Source organism: Mucilaginibacter sp. (genome assembly GCF_041663085.1).
Lineage (GTDB): Bacteria > Bacteroidota > Bacteroidia > Sphingobacteriales > Sphingobacteriaceae > Mucilaginibacter.
This window is the reverse complement of the sequence record NZ_JBAZRC010000017.1, coordinates 26,907-43,735: the sequence shown is the minus strand read 5'-3', so window position 1 is coordinate 43,735 and position 16,829 is coordinate 26,907. Positions and strand designations below refer to the sequence as shown.

Here is a 16,829-nt window from a genome sequence, read left to right as displayed (position 1 = left end):
AGGCATAAAGTCGCGTGGCCGAGAGGATAGGTGTGGGTCTGCAAAACCTTTAACGGTAGTTCGAATCTACCCGCGACGTCTAACTATACTGACTGACTAATAACTGATGGCGGTGGGCTGAGGAGCTCATCGCTTTTTTTGTTATTGCTAAAATTGACTCACAGCAAGTGGCATTTTGTGCGCGAGCCTCTTTTCGCGCAGCGAAAAGAGGCTCGCCGAGCGTAGCGAATGACCGGGTGAGTAAACTATCAAGCCTTAATAACAAATTGCTCATTTGCTTGTATATTTACATGATGAGCAACACAACCCACACCTGGCCCAAATTGGAATACCATTACCTGAAGGATACCATCGCTACTGTACACATGTGGACACAGATGATTGGGAAGGTGCGCCTCAAAAAAATGCCATGGATAAATCATTCCTGGCAGGTTACCCTGTATGTAAGTGCTACAGGGTTAACTACAGGCAGTATCCCTTATGAGGGTGGTGTTTTTCAAATAGATCTTGATTTTATAGATCATCAATTACAAATAACTACCAGCACGGGTGTAAAACACTCATCAGCTTTAGGTGCAGAAACCATAGCCGACTTTTATAATGAGCTAATAGGTAACCTAAAAGCCGCCGGTGTTGATGTTGAAATTTATGCCGTACCCAATGAGGTTGACCCGGCTGTGCCGTTTGCCGAAAATACTACCCCTTGTACATACAATGCCGATGCTATGCAAATCATTTGGCAGGCGCTTATACGCATCCATAATGTGTTTACCGATTTTAGGGCGGGCTTTTTAGGCAAATGCAGCCCGGTGCATTTCTTTTGGGGGGCGTTTGATCTGGCAGTTACCCGTTTCAGTGGCCGCCCGGCGCCAAAGCATCCTGGTGGGGCGCCAAATATGCCCGATGATGTAATGCAGGAAGCATACTCGCACGAAGTTAGCTCATGCGGTTTTTGGCTGGGCGGCGAGCAGTTCCCGCACCCGGCATTTTATAGCTATTGTTACCCAACGCCTGCCGAATTTAGCCAGCAACAAGTTAGCCCGCCCGAAGCGTTTTACAGCGGCGAAATGGGCGAGTTTTTACTGACCTATGAAGTGGTACAGCAATCGGCCAAACCCGAAGAAACTTTGCGCCAGTTTCTGCAAACTACCTATAATGCGGCAGCCATTACCGGCAATTGGGATAAGACGCTTGAATGTGATTTGCAGGGGTTAAAGGAGTGATGGTATAAACCCGGCATAACGTTGTATTAAAAAGAAAACCCTGTTTTCTGCCCAATCAGCAATAACAATGCATCTGTGTTTTTCGAAAGCTCACATTTTCAATGAAATAATATTTAGAAGCGCGATAAACCATGGCGGGCGGGGAGGTGTCAAACAACCACATAACCAAACCACAAGCATGAAAATTGTTGACCTACCAATAAGGAAGCTGTTGCTTACAGCTTTAATGATATTTATTACTTACATCGGGCATAGCCAAAACATTAGCTACAACAAAGATTCTTCAGGAAACCTGATCGCGGAAGACGAGCGTGGGTTTAAAAAGGTCTATAAAAAGGATGCATCCGGTAACATGATCGTGGAAGATGAAAGGGGCGGGTATATCACAACCCTTACCAAAGATATTTTTGGTAACGATGTGGAAGAATATGGCGGCGGAAGGAAAAGGATTTATGAGAAAGACATCTTTGGTGATACGAATATAAAGGATGAACGCGGGATAACCATCGCGACCATCAAAAAAGATATTTTTGGAGATTATACCGTAACAGATAGCGAAGGAAGAAAAAGGGTCTATAAAACAAATATCTTCGGCGATAAGGTTGTAGAGGATGGAACAGGGAGGATGATCGTCACCTACAGGAAAGACATATTCGGAAACGACGTTGAAGAATACGGTAACGGACAAAAAAGGGTATATAAAACAAATATCTTCGGCGATAGGGTTGTAGAGGATGAATCAGGGAAAACTATCGCAACCTACAAAAAAGATATTTTTGGAAACGACGTTGAAGAATACGGTAACGGAAAAAAAAGGGTTTATAAAAAAGATATCTTCGGCAATACTGTTGTAGAAGATGAATCAGGGAAAACAATAGGCACCTACAAGAAAGATATTTTTGGCAATACTGTTTTTGAGGCTCAGTAATAAGCAAAAACGCATAACCGGTTAGCACCATTTATCACAAAGAGAAAGTTCGCTCTTTTGGTGCGGATTTAGGCGAACCTACTTTCTGTAAGCACCAGGTTGTCATGCACCTTAAATTTTGCACGTTGGAGGTTTTGATAGGCTCAACCAGTTGGCCGCCCAGGTCGGTTGTATATTCTATCAATATCTGCTCATTCACCAAAAAACGTTCCGATCCATCAGGCAGGGCGTAGCGGCTGTTGCCTAAAGGTAAAACCAATTTTTCTATACCTATATCTGATGCCAGGCGCGCAAAAAAGTAGCCACCCGGTTTCAGCGTGTTCCACATCGAGCGCAGCATGGCGTCGAAATGATTACTATCGTTAGCAAAATGCAGCACGGCGCTACATATCACCAGGTCAAATGTTTCAACTTTAAATGGCATTGACTCGGCTTTAGCAACCTTGAAGTTCTTCGCGGAGATATTTGGTGCCAGCTCTTTAGCCAGCATTTGTACCTGGGCAACAGCCTCGGGATTTGGATCTATGCCGTACACCTCGTGCCCGTTCTGCAGAAAGTAAACCAGGTTGCGCCCGCCGCCGCAGCCGGCATCGAGTACCTTGGCGCAAGCATCAAACCGGCCTTTCAGTAACTGGTCAAACAGGTAGATATCGATATTGCCGTATAATTGTTGCAGGTTATTTGCCATAGTGTTTGTAATTGTTAATCGCCGTATTTAACCACCCCAACATCCCTTTAAGATAAAATCTTTCCACCCCTCTTTACGCAGTACAGGGGGCAGCGGGTAGGTCAACCTGTATGCAAGGTAACAATATTACATACTCTTTTAAAAAACAGTTGGCCGGTATGCTGCCGGTTATTGTTTTTAATTTAATATTTATATTATTGTGTACCGTTAACACATAAACGGTGGTATTATCTCACAACCTAAGTACCATACCAAATTGCTAAAACCAAAGTTTACCTTACTGCTGTTATGCTGCTGCATACTTGGCGGTGCTGTGTTCGCGCAAAAAAAGAATGCTAATTATAAGTATCATATCCGCCGCGTGGCATCGCCCATAAAAATTGACGGATTGTTGGACGAGGCCGACTGGCTCAGCGCCGATACCGCTGCCAATTTCTTTATGGTTTTGCCCATGGATACCAGCTTTGCCAAACTGCGCACGGTGGTACGCATGGCTTATGATAATGATAACTTTTACATTTCGGCCGTTTGCTATACCCCAACTTCGGGTTATATGGTAGAATCGCTTAAGCGCGATTTTAGCTTTCTGAAGAACGACAACTTCATCTTTTTTATGGACCCCTTTGATGCCCGTACCGACGGTTTTAGCTTTGGCGCCAATGCGGCCGGAGCGCAGTGGGACGGAACCATGTACGAAGGCGGCAAGGTTGACCTGAGCTGGGATAACAAATGGTTCTCATCTGTAAAAAACTACCCGGATAAATGGGTTTTTGAGGCGGCTATCCCTTTTAAAAGTATCCGGTATAAAAAAGGCATCAAAGAGTGGGGCATCAACTTTAGCCGCAACGACCTGGTCACTACCGAAAAATCGAGCTGGGCGCCTGTACCAAGGCAGTTCCCAACGGCATCGCTGGCTTATACAGGTACCATTATCTGGGATGAAGCGCCACCTGTAGCCACGCATAATATTTCTGTAATTCCTTACGCGCTGGGAGGCATTACCAAAGATTTTGAGAACCATAAAGACGCAGTTTACCGTAAGGAGATCGGTGGCGACGTAAAGGTAGGTCTTACTTCGTCGCTTAACCTGGATATGACCGTTAATCCCGATTTTTCGCAGGTGGATGTGGACCAGCAGGTGATAAACCTGAACCGGTACGAGCTTTTCTTCCCCGAAAAACGGCAGTTCTTTTTAGAGAACGGCGACCTGTTCGCTAATTTTGGCTACGCCGATATCCGGCCGTTCTTTTCGCGCAGGGTGGGGCTTAATGCACCTATCCGGGCCGGTGCAAGGTTAACCGGCAAAATTGATAAGGACTGGCGCATCGGGGTGATGGATATCCAAACCGGGCAGTCATCTTCAGATAATTTACCGGGACAAAATTTTGGTATTGTAACCCTGCAAAGGCGGGTGTTCTCGCGTTCCAATATCGGGTTTATGTTTGTTAACCGTGATGGTACCGGTAGCGCGCCTTCACCCGGTAGCACTGCCGCGGCTTATAATCGCAACGTTGGAGCCGAATTTAACCTGGCATCATCCAATAACCTGTTAACGGGGAAATTCCTGGCGCTGAAATCATTTAGCCCGGGTGTGCAGGGGCACGATTTTGTGGGAGCCGCCAACCTGCAATACCTCAGCAAATACTGGACATTCAGCATGCAGCAGCAGTATGTGGGCGAAAACTACAAGGCCGAAGCTGGTTATGTACCCCGCACGGGTTATAACAAGCTAAACCCGCTGATACAGCATAACTTTTTCCCCAAGAGCGGTTCCATATTATCGCATGGAATCCAGGCATCGGGGATCTACTTTTTTGATGAAGGCTTCCGCTCTACTGATAATGAAACCATCCTGAGCTACCTGATTACCTTCCGCAGCCGTGCCACGCTAACCATATCCGGCCTTGACGATTACGTAAAGCTGCTGCGCCCCTTCGATCCGACCAACACCGGCAAGCCTATGCTGCCAACCGGTTTTGCTAACCATTGGAATACCATTGATGTGCAGTTTGCATCGAAACCGCAAAGCGTTTTTACTTACCTGGTTGAAGGCGCGCACGGGGGGTATTATAATGGTGGTAACAAAAATACGCTGATAGGGCAGGTAGGGTACCGTTTTCAGCCGTATGTGAATTTAATACTGAACGCTTCCTTTAATGACCTGCACCTGCCTGCACCTTATGGCCGTAATAAGTTTTGGCTGATTGGCCCGCGTGCTGATGTAACCTTTACCAATACCCTGTATTTTACCACGTATGTGCAATACAATGAGCAAGCCCGTAATATGAACATTAACAGCCGCCTGCAATGGCGCTATAAGCCCGCCTCCGACCTTTTTATTGTTTACGGCGACAATTCCATCCCTTCGCCGTTTACGGTTAAGAACAGGCAACTAACCATCAAATGGACGTATTGGTGGAACATATAATTACCACGCCAGTACCGATCTTTCCACCCGTCATCGTTGTAAAGGTCAACTAATTCGGTAACAGAATTAGCTTTAAAGAATAATGGTTTGCCAAGGATTTATATTTGGGCCCAGCCTTTACCCCGCAAATCGGTCAGAACCACGGGCTGGAATCTTTTGCCCCACTGCGTTCGCTCTTGCACCACGCTTCTGCAAAAGTTCCTATGCCCTTACCACGTACAGGCCGCCATAGTTTTGCCCGCTTTCGCCCGAAGCTGTTTGCTGACGCGGGGCTGCGGAATCCGGGCAATCGTAAAGATCCGCTAAATCCCGGTTAAAATTTATCCTTCATCCCCAGCAATCCCCAAATACCGCCGCTATGGATAGCCAGTATTTTACTATCGGGAGAGAAGTGATCTTTTACCGCCAGGTCATATAAGGCATAAAGCATTTTACCGGTGTAGATGGGCTCTATCAGGATGCCGGTATCGGCTACAAATTGTTTGATGAATTGAATAAGATCCGGCGTGGTTTTGCCGTAGCCACCAAAGTGATAATCTAGATGCAGGGAATAATTGGTTTGTGTAGTTAAAAACTTATCTATCTCATGCTGCATAAAACCGCCATTCTTTAACACAGGGATAGCGTTAAAGAGAGTAGGAGAGCTATGTTTGGTTAGTCCGTTAATAATGCCGGCGGCTGTAGTGCCGGTACCACAAGCGCAGAAGATATGATCGTAGGTGTCGGTCAGTTCATCAACCAGTTCGCTAACGCCTTTTGCACCTTCGGCAGATGCGCCGCCTTCGTCTATATAAAAGGCCTGCTCATCATCAGCAAAGAACTTAGCGAATAATGCCTGCTTATCGCGATAGCTGCCCCTGTCGGTATAAATGAGTTGCATGCCATGCAGTTTACACAGAAAAAGGGTGTCGTTCTGTACTTCTTCGCCGCGCACAATACCCGTGGCTTTAAAACCAAATTTGGCTGCTGCCGCAGCTGTTGCCAGTAGATGATTGGAATATGCACCGCCAAATGTTACCAGGTGGGTTTTGTTTTGCGCCTGCGCTTGCAGCAACACATATTTAAGCTTGCGCCATTTATTGCCGGATATGATAGGGTGGATCAGGTCATCGCGTTTAATGAACACCTCGATGCCTTTGCTGGCAAACAGTTCATTTTTTATTTGCTGAACAGGGCTGTATATTTCAAGGCTGATATCCACATTGCAAACTTATAAAGTAAAGCTGATATATTATTACAGCGCCTTTGGGCTTAAGCCTAATAACATTACTTTTGCCAAATGACAGACGAGACTACTATAATTGATAGCGACGAACAGGATTTGTTTGAACACCTGCGCGTGGTTGTTGATAAAGGTCAGTCGTTGTTACGAATTGATAAGTTTTTGATGCACCGTGTCGAAAACGCATCGCGTAACCGCATCCAGAATGCTATTGATGCCGGCAATGTGCTGGTGAACGATAAGGTTATAAAGGCCAGCTACCGGGTAAAACCACAAGATGTGATCTCGGTAGTATTACCACACCCTCCGCGCGATACCGAAGTTTATCCGGAGAACTTACCAATAGAGATTGTTTACGAAGATAACGATGTGCTTATTGTAAACAAAGCTGCCGGTATGGTGGTGCATCCCGGTTATAATAATTACACGGGCACACTGGTAAACGCGTTGGTTTATCATTTTAACCAGTTACCAACCCTGCCTGGCAATGATGGCCGGCCGGGTTTGGTGCATCGTATTGATAAAGATACATCGGGCTTGCTGCTTATCAGTAAAAACGAGCGCAGCATGAACTACCTGGCCAAACAGTTTTACGATCATACCATCAACCGTAAATACATTGCACTGGCCTGGGGCGATATTGCTGAGGACGGCACCGTTAGCGGCTATATTGGCCGCAGCGTTAACGACCGCAGAGTAATGTCCATATATGATGACCCGGAGAAAGGCAAATGGGCAGTGACCCATTATAGGGTGTTAGAACGCATGGGTTATGTTACCTTAATAGAATGCAAGCTTGAGACCGGCCGTACCCACCAGATCCGTGCGCACATGAGGCATATTGGTCACCCGTTATTTAGTGACGCGATGTACGGCGGTGATAAAATTTTAAAGGGTACTGTATTTAGTAAATACCGCCAGTTTGTTGAGAATTGTTTTGAGATAATGCCCCGCCAGGCACTACATGCACAATCACTTGGGTTTTTGCACCCATCGCTAAAAAAAGATATTTACTTTGAAGCCCCGCTACCTGAGGATTTTAAAGGTGTTTTAGAGAAGTGGCGGAAATATACCAGTGCTAATACACCAGGCGAGATACAGCCGGAAAACGAATAATTATTTTTTTACAATCTAATTTGAGAAAATGACGTTAATAGCACTGATATTAACCAGTAGAAATCTGCAAATTTGCAGACCAAAAATTAGCTCATTTAAATGCCGCCTGTTTATATAAATTTTAACGGAGAGATATTACCTGCAGACAGTATACTACTTACTATTGCCAACCGGGCATTTAGGTATGGCGATGGTTTGTTTGAGAGTATGCGGGTAATGAAGGGTAAGCTCAAATTTCCCGAGCTGCATGCCGAACGCCTGCAAAAAGGAATGAAAGCCTTAAAGATAGACGGTTACTCGCAGGCCGATAGCTGGTTTTTGAAGGAGAAGGTTGAAGAACTTGCCCGCCGTAATAAAATAAAGCATGGCCGGTTGCGCCTAACCGTTTTTAGAGATGCCGAAGGTTTGTATGCACCTACCCAAAACAAAATGGCTTACTGCCTGGAAATACAACCGATAGAAGAGCCGCGTTATTTTTTAAACGAGCGCGGCCTTATTATGGATGTTTATACCGAGCTGCCTAAGCCGCTAAACTGGTTATCAAACATCAAAACCTGTAATTCGCTTATTTATGTAATGGCGGGGATCTATAAACAGCAAAACAAGCTGGATGATGTATTCCTGATAAACCAGAACAGGTTTTTGTGCGAGGCTAACAGCTCAAACATATTTGTGTGGTACCAAAATCATTTATACACCCCGGCTTTAAGCGAGGGTTGTGTGGAAGGGGTAATGCGCCGGGTAGTGATACAGCTTGCCCTGGATAATAATATCCCCGTTACCGAAGCCCAGATAAACCCCGAGATATTAAACGCAGCCGACGAAGTATTTTTAACCAATGCCACCAAAGGCATCCAATGGGTTATGGGTTATGGTGTAAAGCGCTATTTTAACCGCATCAGCAAAGCGCTGATGGATGAGTTGAATAAGTTGTAGGGAATTATTGTTTATCAGGATGCTGTCTCGTATCAAACAATCTCAAGATAATTATTCTATTGCTATCTACACGATAGAAAATCTTTAGCCGTTTATGTGCTACAAAAGCGCGCAGATTTTTATTTGATAATTCTAAACTGCCAATTTCTGGAAAAGCTTGTAGTAAGTCTAAAAAATTTAAGATTAATGCTTTGAAATTGACTGCTGGCTGGCTGCCAAAATCTTTTTTAATGTAATTAATGATATCATCAAAGTCCTTATCAGCTTTTTTAGATAAAACTACTTTAAGACCAGTTGGCATACTTCGCTTTTAATTCTTCAAGAGTTGTAAGGCCATCATCATCTTTGCTTTCTTCGTAAGCATCTAAAACACTTTGTTGTTGAGCTGGAGATAAAGACCTCCACACTGAACCATCAGAGTTCAAGGACTGATTCATCGCACCCAAAAACTGTTCTATAATTTCAGGGTCGTTTGTTTTGTCAATCAAATTATGAAACTCTGATTTTAATTCTGCCAACTTCATACTATAAAGTTACTCGTTTTATAATTATTTTACAAGCGTGCTCTTTACGCCTCAGTAACTTCCGCCTTTATCTCTGCCAGTATCCCATCCCACAAGGCAACTCTTGCCTGTAATGCTTGTTTAACAGCAACTGTGGCTGCGGTCCATTTGCTGTCGTCATCGCCGCAAAGTTCGGCGGTCATTTGGTAGGCTAACAGGGAGTGGTGGTCGCCATCAACTTCAATATGGCGCTCCAGGTAATAGAGTAATATTTCAACTTTACCGGGCAGTTGTCCGTTTAGTTTTTTTACCATTTCTATGAACATGCCTGGTATCAGATCTTCGCGGCCAAAGGTAAAAACCGCGGCCTGTAAAAAGCTTTTATTGGTAGCTATCACCTCAAAAGTATGCTTCACAAAGTCGCGGGCGGCTGAGGGCATTTCAGCATTTGCTAACGCGATGTTTACATCCTTTTGCGTACTTAATTGTTTAAATAACGATACAATAGCGGATGTATCGCAGCCTGCCTGCTGCATGGCTTTCAGGTATAGTTCAAAATGACTGGTACGTTCGCCGGTGTGGTCCACATCGCTTTCTTCGCCGGTTACTATCTCATTGATCAGGTAACGGGTGTTAGCATTGCCAACCGGCATCCAGGGCAGGGTGGTGCAGGTTAGGTTTTGTTGCAGGGCTTTCAGTAACGACATGAAATCCCAAACGGCAAATATGTGGTGCTGCATAAAAGTATGCAGGCTATCAATGGTGTTAATGTTTTGGTATAATGGGTGTGCTATCAGTTGTTCGCGTAGCGGCTCAATTTCTATTTTTAATTGCGCTATTCTATCAGTACTGTTCATTTAATTAAATTTATTACCTCTCAAAAATTCTTCAATAGCCATGCGTTTCTTGCCTTCCAGTTGTACATCTGTCACGCTGATAAAGCCATCCTTAGCGGCAAACTTTAACTTGGTTTTATTATCGGTTACAAAACCACCGGCAGCTATACCCGGTTCGCCGGGCTCGTAATCGGCATTATATATTTTTAATACTTTATCGTTTAATATGGTATAAGCGGTTGGTGCGGGGCTTAACCCTCTTATCAAATTATAAACCTGTTCTGCAGGTTGGTTAAAATCTACCAGACAATCTGTTTTGAATAATTTAGGGGCATGCCTTAGTTCCATGCCTTCGGCCAGTTCTTCCTGCGGGTGTTCGTGATAGCGGCCACTTTCTATTCCTTTAACGGTTTTCACAAGCAGGCCTGCACCTTTATTCATCAGGCGGTCGTGCAGGTCGCCGGCAGTTTCTTTGCCGGTAAGGGTTACTTTTTCGGTAAATAAAATATCGCCGGTATCAATATCGTGCTTTAAAAAGAAGGTGGTAACACCGCTCTCTTTTTCGCCGTTTATGATGGCCCAGTTAATAGGTGCAGCACCGCGATATTGCGGAAGTAAAGATGCATGCAGATTTATGGTGCCCTTTGGCGGCATATTCCAAACCACCTCGGGCAGCATCCTGAAGGCTACCACCACCTGCAGGTCGGCCTTAAGGGCTTCCAGTTCGGCAATAAAATCAGGGTCCTTCAACTTTTCGGGCTGCAATGTTTTTATTCCGTTGGCATCGGCATATTGCTTTACTGCCGATTGATTTATCTTTTGCCCGCGACCGGCCGGTTTATCAGGAGCAGTTATAACGGCAACTATATCACAACCAGCCTTTAACAATGCATCAAGGGATGCTACAGCAAATTGCGGGGTACCCATAAATATTATTCTCATAAGGGGGCGAGTGTTATGTTAGTTATACAGCAAATATTTGCTGCGTGTAGCTTTAAATTTTGTTAAACCGGGCTCCCAGCTTTGGCGTATCTCTGCTTCGGTTTTACCTGCAATTATCTGTTGGCGCAACACATCATTACCAGCCAGCCGCTTAAAATACGGGATAAAGAAATGGGCTTTATCCGGGTATATTTTATACATGTCAATTAACCAGGCTAAATTAAGTTTTCCGCTGTTGCGGATGGTTTGCATATTGTAATTTTTAAGATCGAGCCCATAACAAACCGTGTCTTTTAACGGCGGGTTATCGCTCATGCCGGGTATGCTTAACGGTTTAAACGAAAACTCGTATTTACTTTTAAATAAAGGGCTGCCGATAACCTGGAAAGGAAACAAGGTGCCGCGGCCTAAACTCAGTTTAGTTCCCTCAAAAAAGCAGATATGCGGATACAGTAATATCGACTGCGCCGTATTTAAATTTGGCGATGGATTTACCGGGAGTGTATAATCCATATTGTGGGCGTAGTTGGCCACTTTAATAATCTTAAGCTTGCATTTTACCTTGTTTTTTAACCAGCCCTCGCCGTTTATCATTTGGGCGTATTCGGCAATCGTCATCCCGTGCAGAATCGGTATGGGATGCATACCTACAAAAGACCGATATCCTGCGGTATCCAATATGGGGCCATCTATAAAAACGCCGTTGGGGTTTGGCCTGTCGAGCACCATCAGTTCAATGTTGTTTTCGGCACAGGCTTCCATGACGTAATGCAGGGTAGATATATAGGTATAAAAGCGCGTGCCAACATCCTGTACATCAAAAATCATCAGGTCTATTCCTTTCAGGTCATCTGGCGTTGGTTTAAAATGCTTGCCGTAAAGGGATATAGCAGGCAGGCCGGTAACGGCATCGGTAGTGTTATTAATAGTAGCACCATCACTGGCATTGCCTCTAAAGCCATGCTCGGGCCCGTATATCTTTTTTATACCAACTCCTAACTTCAACAAGCTATCAACCAAAGGCATTTTTTTACTGCCGATGATAGATGTTTGGTTGATCAGCATACCAATTTTGCGGCCTTTTAAATAATCAAGGTACTCACTTGTCCTGTCGGCAGCGGGAAGTATTGGAGCGACGATTTTTTTTACCGCTACGGTTTTATTCGCTTTTTTAGCGGCCTTTGGCACCTGGGCAAAGTTGTCGCACTTAAATGCCAGGAGGCTTAAAGCCAAAAGCGGGGTGTATATTTTAATGCCGATCATAAGTTTTTAAATATTAAAGCAAATTTTAAAGCGGTATGTTTACTGTAAAAACGCATCTTTGCGAAGGTACTAAAAATCATTCTGCATTGAATTTCGCCGGGTTTATATCAAGTCGTATTACATTAAAAAGCAAGCGTACTTTTTCAAAGTTGATTGTGCGCATAGCCATTATTGGTATTATGCTGGGCCTTGGCGTAATGATACTTTCGCTGGCTGTTATAAAAGGGTTTAAACAAGAAATACGCGAAAAGGTTAGGGGGTTTGGCAGCGATATTCAAATTGTTAAGACCGATAATAACGTATCGTACGAAAAATCGGGGTTTGCAGATAGTGCCGATCTTGTTAAAGATATTAAGTCGGTTAAGCTGGTTGATGCCCTTTACCCCTATGCCACCAAACCAGGCATCATCAAAGCCAATAACGAGATAGAAGGTGTAGTGTTAAAAGGCGTAGATAAAACCTACAAATGGGACTACATTAAAAAAACGCTGGTATCAGGCTCGGTTATCAATTTTACCGATACTACCGATGTGCAATTGCAGATCATGGTATCGCAAACAATTGCAGACCGCCTAAAACTTAAAACCGGCGATGACGTGATCATGTATTTTGTACAAAACCCGCCGCGCAAACGTAAGCTTAAAATTGTAGGTATATTTAATATAGGGGTTGATGAGGTTGATAAAACCTTTGTAATTGGCGACCTGGCACTCATAAAACGCCTTAACGATTGGACAAACGGAGAAATTGGTGGTTACGAAGTGAGAATAAGCGATTTTGATAAACTGAACCTTGCCGCCGATGCTATTGACAATAAGCTGCCCATCAAACTAAAATCATACACCATTTTAGATAACTACCCTACCATTTTTGAGTGGCTGAATATGCTGGATGTAAACACCATTGTAATGCTGGTGCTGATGATAGCGGTAGCGGTTATCAATATGATATCGGCACTGCTTATTATGATATTGGAGCGTACCGCTATGATAGGTATTTTTAAAGCAATGGGAGCGGGCAACTGGGCCATCCAAAAGATATTTTTATATAACGCGGCTTTCCTGATAGGGGTGGGTTTATTATTAGGTAACGCGCTTGGCCTTGGCCTGGGGTATTTTCAGCAGCAAACACACTTCTTTAAGCTCGATCAGGCATCTTATTACATGACCTTTGTGCCTATAAAAATTGTATGGACAGATGTAATATTGCTTAATATAGGCACACTGATAACTTGCTTACTGGTACTTATTATACCATCAACGCTGGTTACACGCATTTCGCCCGTTAAGGCTATCAGGTTTAAATAAAAGCCTCTTTTGGTAAGCGGCTTTTATTTACTATTTTTTGTGCGTTTTAAAACTGAATTTAAGATTAACACCACCGGCACCAAAACGTATATCCTGTGCACCAAGGCCACCAAGCGGGTATTTCACAAATGGCTCAACAATAAGCCTGTTGCCACCTACCGGGTAACCTACGCCAAATGAAAAATTAAGCGTTTTGCCAAAGTAAAAGTTGTTAAAGCTGTTATGGGTTGTTTGTTCCTGGGTTGTACTTGCAGAGGATGATGTACCATTACCGTAACCATAATGGTAGGTGTAACTTTCGTCAATAAATGTACCCGAACTTAACCCCGCAGATATATAAGCATCACTTTTTTCGGGGTTAAACTCATATTTTATATTGATAGGTATATCAAGGCCTACCAGGCTGGCATTATAATTTTTAAACACCGGTAAAACAGCCGAAGTTGCAAACAAAGCATCCTGCTGTTTTGCCGCAGGGGCAGAGGCTACAAACCCGTTTGCCGATGGTGATTGCGGCGGCGATGAGTTATAGCTTAAACTATTTTGCGCCAGAGCAACCCCTGTAGATAGTTTTAAGTTTTTGCTCAGCCTAAAATCTGAGGTGAAACCCGCACCTGCATTTATTTGGTTTGCGCTGCCTTCGGCATAGTTAAAATAAGTTGCCGCATAAATGCTGAAATTTACCTTTTTGCTGTTTTGCTTATCAGAGTTGCTCTTTTTATTGGGTTGGTTTAGTTTGTCTTCGGCAAACATATCAGCCATTGTTTTTGCCGGTTTTTTGGTTACGTTATTTGCAGCAAGATTGTTATTTGCCTGTGCCTGCCCGTTTTGCGTTATGGCTGCTAACTGTGGCTGGTTAGGGGTATTATTAACAATCCTTTGGCTGTCTATACCCGGCGATAAATTTGCAGTTTGTGTGGGTTTTCCATTTTGTGCAATATTTGCCATGGCCGAATTTGCCATTGCCTGTTGTGCTTGTGCGGCTGTATTTACATTGGCATTAACAGGTGATGTATTAGCAGGGTTTACAGCAGGCGCATTATAATGTATTGGAGGAATACCTTTATTAATAAATACAGGCGCATTATTTTTTGCCACCACAGCCTCATTAGTTGTTGCCGGTGTTATTGAGTTTGGTGTATTGTTATTTACCGGTTTTGGGCCTTCAATTACAGGCTGTTGTTTTTTCACAGCAGGTTTTACTGCAAGTTTACTTACGGTTGTATCCTGCTTGTTATACCACATGCCTATGCCTAAAAATACAATTATCATGGCTGCGGCACTGCTCCACCAAAGCCAGCTAACTTTATTGTGCTTCTTTTCAGCCGGGAATTTCTTCCTTAACTGCTCCCAACCGTGCTCAACACCGGGGTGTTCGTAATTATCAAACACCTCCCTGATGTGGTTAGTTAGTTTATTATCAAACTGCTCATCCATGGTTTCGTGTTTCGTTTGTTAACAGGTGCCTTAATTTATCTTTCGCCCTGCTCAGATAAACCCTTGATGAACTTGCCGGCAAATTCAATATTTTGCCAATCTCATCGTGGTTATAGCCATCTATCTCGTACATGTTAAAAATTGTAAGCTGTATGTGCGGTAATTGCTTCATCAGCTTTAAAATATCCTGTGCATTTAAACTATCTATTACTGTTGCATTATTGCCAACCCCATAGGCATCTTCAATATCGGTGTTGGTTTGGTGCTTTATTTCTTTACGGCGCCTGTCAATAGCGGTATTTACAACAATGGTGCGCAGCCAGGCCCTGAAGGGCTTATCGGTATTGTAGGTGCTTATATTATTAAAAACTTTTATAAAAGCGTCATTAACAACCTCTAATGCATCATCTTCGTTTAGGCTGTAACGCATACTTACACCCATAGCATAGCCATAAAACTGTTTGTATAGTAATTCCTGGTGTTTTATGCTGCCCGATTTACACTTACTGACTATCTCTTCTTCAGTAACGCGGTGAAGTAAATGCATTAAATATTATTAGTACTGCTCCAGTCGATTTATATATTACGCATTAAAGAGTTAAACGCTACAACCCTAACTAACTATTTTTGTAAAATACAAATACCCATAGCTTTAGCTATGCCAAACTACGGGTACTGTAGGTGTTAAAACAATAATTAATTGGTCTTTTTAAGGTCGTATTGCAAGCTTAAGGTATCACCCGATGTCCTCACCATCTGGAAAATGCTGCCGTTGTAAATAAACAAGTATTCGCCGTTAAGGTGGGTTTTTATAGGGGTGCCGGTTTTGGCTAATGTGCTGTCTACAAACAGTATCGCGTTGCCGTTAATGCCGTAATGGCCTTTACTGCCGGCATGTACGGTTGTTGTATCGCCCAGTACGTGGTAGCCTTTACCCGGTTCAATAATCACCTTTATATTGGCTTTTACAGTATCGATGGTTTGGTCTGTATTCCTGTGGATCCTTCTGAATTCACCCGAAAACGTTCCTGATGGATCGGGCGCCGGCATGCTGCCCTGGTCATTAAAGCAACCGGCTGCAAGCAGTAATAAAAGCGGCAATACATAAATTAATCTTTTCATATCATTTGGGGTTACAAATACACTACGCAGATAATTTGAAAACGCTACAATTAAGCAATAATTTTAAACTTTTTTCGCTTCCTCCCAAAATACATCCATTTCGGCAAGGTTCATATCATGCAGTTGCTTGCCGTGTTCTTTGGCTTTGCTCTCCAGGTATTGGAAACGTTTAATAAATTTTCGGTTGGTTTTTTCCAGGGCATCTTCAGGGTTAATGCCAATAAAACGCGCATAGTTAATTAATGAGAACAGCAGGTCGCCAAACTCGCCCTCGGCCTTATCATGGTCTATGTCGCTTTCATTAGCAACGTTATACTCATCTTTAAACTCTTGTAATTCTTCTTCAACCTTAGCCCAAACCTGTTCCTTGTTATCCCAGTCGAACCCAACACCGCGGGCTTTCTCCTGTATACGAGATGCTTTTACCAATGCCGGTAACGAGGCGGGTACACCCCCCAAAACAGATTTATTACCCTCTTTTAACTTTATTTGTTCCCAGTTGCGCTTTACATCATCCTCGTTATTTACCAGGGTATCACTATAAATATGGGGGTGGCGGTTTATCAGTTTATCGCAAATGCCGTTTAGTACCCCGGTAATGTTAAAGCTATCAGTCTCGGATGCTATGCGCGAATAAAACACCAGGTGAAGCATAATATCGCCCAGCTCCTTTTTTATTTCGTCCATATCGCCGCTTAATATGGCGTCAGATAGTTCGTAGGTTTCTTCGATGGTAAGGTGCCTCAGGCTTTCCAGCGTTTGCTTTTTATCCCATGGGCAGTTGATCCGCAGGTCGTCCATTATGGTAAGCAGGCGTTCAAAAGCGCCGGATGGGGTGTTAGCGGTAATGGGTGCAGTTATTGGCATGCTATGTATTT

Annotated in this window: 17 protein-coding genes and 1 tRNA gene; 7 read left to right on the top strand and 11 right to left on the bottom strand. The window is 43.6% G+C overall.

From position 1 onward, the window contains the following. Positions 1-8 precede the first annotated feature (8 nt). The 3 genes from WC615_RS06170 (at position 9) to WC615_RS06160 (ending at position 2,151) form a co-directional block, all read left to right on the top strand. Positions 9-79: transfer RNA gene (locus WC615_RS06170), tRNA-Cys, on the top strand. A gap of 211 nt (positions 80-290) precedes the next feature. After that, positions 291-1,223: a DUF5996 family protein gene (locus tag WC615_RS06165; RefSeq protein ID WP_372977247.1), complete on the top strand. Its 933-nt coding sequence runs from the start codon at positions 291-293 to the stop codon at positions 1,221-1,223. A gap of 178 nt (positions 1,224-1,401) precedes the next feature. Further along, a complete protein-coding gene (locus tag WC615_RS06160; RefSeq protein ID WP_372977246.1) occupies positions 1,402-2,151 on the top strand; it encodes a hypothetical protein in 750 nt (249 codons plus the stop codon). A gap of 34 nt (positions 2,152-2,185) precedes the next feature. Here WC615_RS06160 and WC615_RS06155 read toward each other — a convergent pair whose 3' ends face one another. Then, the gene (locus WC615_RS06155) at positions 2,186-2,839 is read right to left on the bottom strand and encodes a methyltransferase domain-containing protein (protein WP_372977245.1); all 654 of its coding nucleotides are present in this window, start codon (positions 2,837-2,839) and stop codon (positions 2,186-2,188) included. Between the two features lie 256 nt (positions 2,840-3,095). Between WC615_RS06155 and WC615_RS06150 the strand changes: the two genes are divergently transcribed. Beyond that, the gene (locus tag WC615_RS06150; RefSeq protein WP_372977244.1) at positions 3,096-5,267 is read left to right on the top strand and encodes a DUF5916 domain-containing protein; all 2,172 of its coding nucleotides are present in this window, start codon (positions 3,096-3,098) and stop codon (positions 5,265-5,267) included. Positions 5,268-5,580: 313 nt separating this feature from the next. On the opposite strand, the gene WC615_RS06145 is transcribed toward WC615_RS06150, so the two are convergent. Beyond that, positions 5,581-6,468, bottom strand: a complete 888-nt coding sequence (locus tag WC615_RS06145) for a 1-aminocyclopropane-1-carboxylate deaminase/D-cysteine desulfhydrase (RefSeq protein WP_372977243.1) — start codon at positions 6,466-6,468, stop codon at positions 5,581-5,583. Between the two features lie 78 nt (positions 6,469-6,546). Between WC615_RS06145 and WC615_RS06140 the strand changes: the two genes are divergently transcribed. Then, a complete protein-coding gene (locus WC615_RS06140) occupies positions 6,547-7,605 on the top strand; it encodes an RluA family pseudouridine synthase (protein ID WP_372977242.1) in 1,059 nt (352 codons plus the stop codon). A gap of 99 nt (positions 7,606-7,704) precedes the next feature. After that, positions 7,705-8,541, top strand: a complete 837-nt coding sequence (locus tag WC615_RS06135; protein ID WP_372977241.1) for an aminotransferase class IV — start codon at positions 7,705-7,707, stop codon at positions 8,539-8,541. A 4-nt stretch (positions 8,542-8,545) separates the two neighbouring features. Here the strand turns inward: WC615_RS06135 and WC615_RS06130 are convergent, their stop codons facing one another. The 5 genes from WC615_RS06130 to WC615_RS06110 are packed head-to-tail and all read right to left on the bottom strand — an operon-like array spanning position 8,546 to position 12,085. Continuing rightward, complete coding sequence (locus WC615_RS06130; RefSeq protein ID WP_372977240.1) at positions 8,546-8,842, bottom strand: type II toxin-antitoxin system RelE/ParE family toxin; 297 nt, start codon at positions 8,840-8,842, stop codon at positions 8,546-8,548. Beyond that, positions 8,826-9,065, bottom strand: coding sequence for a hypothetical protein (locus WC615_RS06125; RefSeq protein WP_372977239.1), 240 nt, complete (start codon positions 9,063-9,065; stop codon positions 8,826-8,828). Before WC615_RS06125 ends, WC615_RS06130 begins: the two co-directional genes overlap by 17 nt. Before the next feature lie 44 nt (positions 9,066-9,109). Then, positions 9,110-9,901 carry a DUF3050 domain-containing protein gene (locus WC615_RS06120; RefSeq protein WP_372977238.1) on the bottom strand — a complete coding sequence of 264 codons (792 nt, stop codon included), beginning with the start codon at positions 9,899-9,901 and terminating at the stop codon, positions 9,110-9,112. Then, positions 9,902-10,822, bottom strand: coding sequence for a methionyl-tRNA formyltransferase (gene fmt / locus WC615_RS06115; RefSeq protein WP_372977237.1), 921 nt, complete (start codon positions 10,820-10,822; stop codon positions 9,902-9,904). An 18-nt stretch (positions 10,823-10,840) separates the two neighbouring features. Beyond that, a complete protein-coding gene (locus WC615_RS06110) occupies positions 10,841-12,085 on the bottom strand; it encodes an exo-beta-N-acetylmuramidase NamZ domain-containing protein (RefSeq protein WP_372977236.1) in 1,245 nt (414 codons plus the stop codon). 35 nt (positions 12,086-12,120) lie between these two features. On the opposite strand from WC615_RS06110, the gene WC615_RS06105 reads away from it, so the two are divergent. Next, the gene (locus tag WC615_RS06105) at positions 12,121-13,392 is read left to right on the top strand and encodes an ABC transporter permease (protein ID WP_372977235.1); all 1,272 of its coding nucleotides are present in this window, start codon (positions 12,121-12,123) and stop codon (positions 13,390-13,392) included. A gap of 30 nt (positions 13,393-13,422) precedes the next feature. On the opposite strand, the gene WC615_RS06100 is transcribed toward WC615_RS06105, so the two are convergent. The 4 genes from WC615_RS06100 to mazG all read right to left on the bottom strand — a co-directional run bounded on the left by WC615_RS06100 (position 13,423) and on the right by mazG (position 16,818). Beyond that, on the bottom strand, positions 13,423-14,829 hold the full coding sequence (locus WC615_RS06100) for a hypothetical protein (protein WP_372977234.1): 1,407 nt from the start codon (positions 14,827-14,829) through the stop codon (positions 13,423-13,425). Further along, on the bottom strand, positions 14,822-15,376 hold the full coding sequence (locus WC615_RS06095) for an RNA polymerase sigma factor (protein ID WP_372977233.1): 555 nt from the start codon (positions 15,374-15,376) through the stop codon (positions 14,822-14,824). Before WC615_RS06095 ends, WC615_RS06100 begins: the two co-directional genes overlap by 8 nt. 149 nt (positions 15,377-15,525) lie before the next feature. Beyond that, positions 15,526-15,951, bottom strand: a complete 426-nt coding sequence (locus tag WC615_RS06090) for a hypothetical protein (RefSeq protein ID WP_372977232.1) — start codon at positions 15,949-15,951, stop codon at positions 15,526-15,528. Positions 15,952-16,014: 63 nt separating this feature from the next. Further along, a complete protein-coding gene (mazG, locus tag WC615_RS06085) occupies positions 16,015-16,818 on the bottom strand; it encodes a nucleoside triphosphate pyrophosphohydrolase (protein ID WP_372977231.1) in 804 nt (267 codons plus the stop codon). Positions 16,819-16,829 lie beyond the last annotated feature (11 nt).

Coding starts and splice junctions, on each gene's coding strand:
- fmt (WP_372977237.1), bottom strand. CDS start 10,822: ATGAGAATAATATTTATGGGTACCCCGCAATTTGCTGTAGCATCCCTT.
- WC615_RS06160 (WP_372977246.1), top strand. CDS start 1,402: ATGAAAATTGTTGACCTACCAATAAGGAAGCTGTTGCTTACAGCTTTA.
- WC615_RS06130 (WP_372977240.1), bottom strand. CDS start 8,842: ATGCCAACTGGTCTTAAAGTAGTTTTATCTAAAAAAGCTGATAAGGAC.
- WC615_RS06100 (WP_372977234.1), bottom strand. CDS start 14,829: ATGGATGAGCAGTTTGATAATAAACTAACTAACCACATCAGGGAGGTG.
- WC615_RS06090 (WP_372977232.1), bottom strand. CDS start 15,951: ATGAAAAGATTAATTTATGTATTGCCGCTTTTATTACTGCTTGCAGCC.
- WC615_RS06165 (WP_372977247.1), top strand. CDS start 291: ATGATGAGCAACACAACCCACACCTGGCCCAAATTGGAATACCATTAC.
- WC615_RS06140 (WP_372977242.1), top strand. CDS start 6,547: ATGACAGACGAGACTACTATAATTGATAGCGACGAACAGGATTTGTTT.
- WC615_RS06105 (WP_372977235.1), top strand. CDS start 12,121: ATGTTTACTGTAAAAACGCATCTTTGCGAAGGTACTAAAAATCATTCT.
- WC615_RS06155 (WP_372977245.1), bottom strand. CDS start 2,839: ATGGCAAATAACCTGCAACAATTATACGGCAATATCGATATCTACCTG.
- WC615_RS06135 (WP_372977241.1), top strand. CDS start 7,705: ATGCCGCCTGTTTATATAAATTTTAACGGAGAGATATTACCTGCAGAC.
- WC615_RS06110 (WP_372977236.1), bottom strand. CDS start 12,085: ATGATCGGCATTAAAATATACACCCCGCTTTTGGCTTTAAGCCTCCTG.
- WC615_RS06095 (WP_372977233.1), bottom strand. CDS start 15,376: ATGCATTTACTTCACCGCGTTACTGAAGAAGAGATAGTCAGTAAGTGT.
- WC615_RS06120 (WP_372977238.1), bottom strand. CDS start 9,901: ATGAACAGTACTGATAGAATAGCGCAATTAAAAATAGAAATTGAGCCG.
- WC615_RS06125 (WP_372977239.1), bottom strand. CDS start 9,065: ATGAAGTTGGCAGAATTAAAATCAGAGTTTCATAATTTGATTGACAAA.
- mazG (WP_372977231.1), bottom strand. CDS start 16,818: ATGCCAATAACTGCACCCATTACCGCTAACACCCCATCCGGCGCTTTT.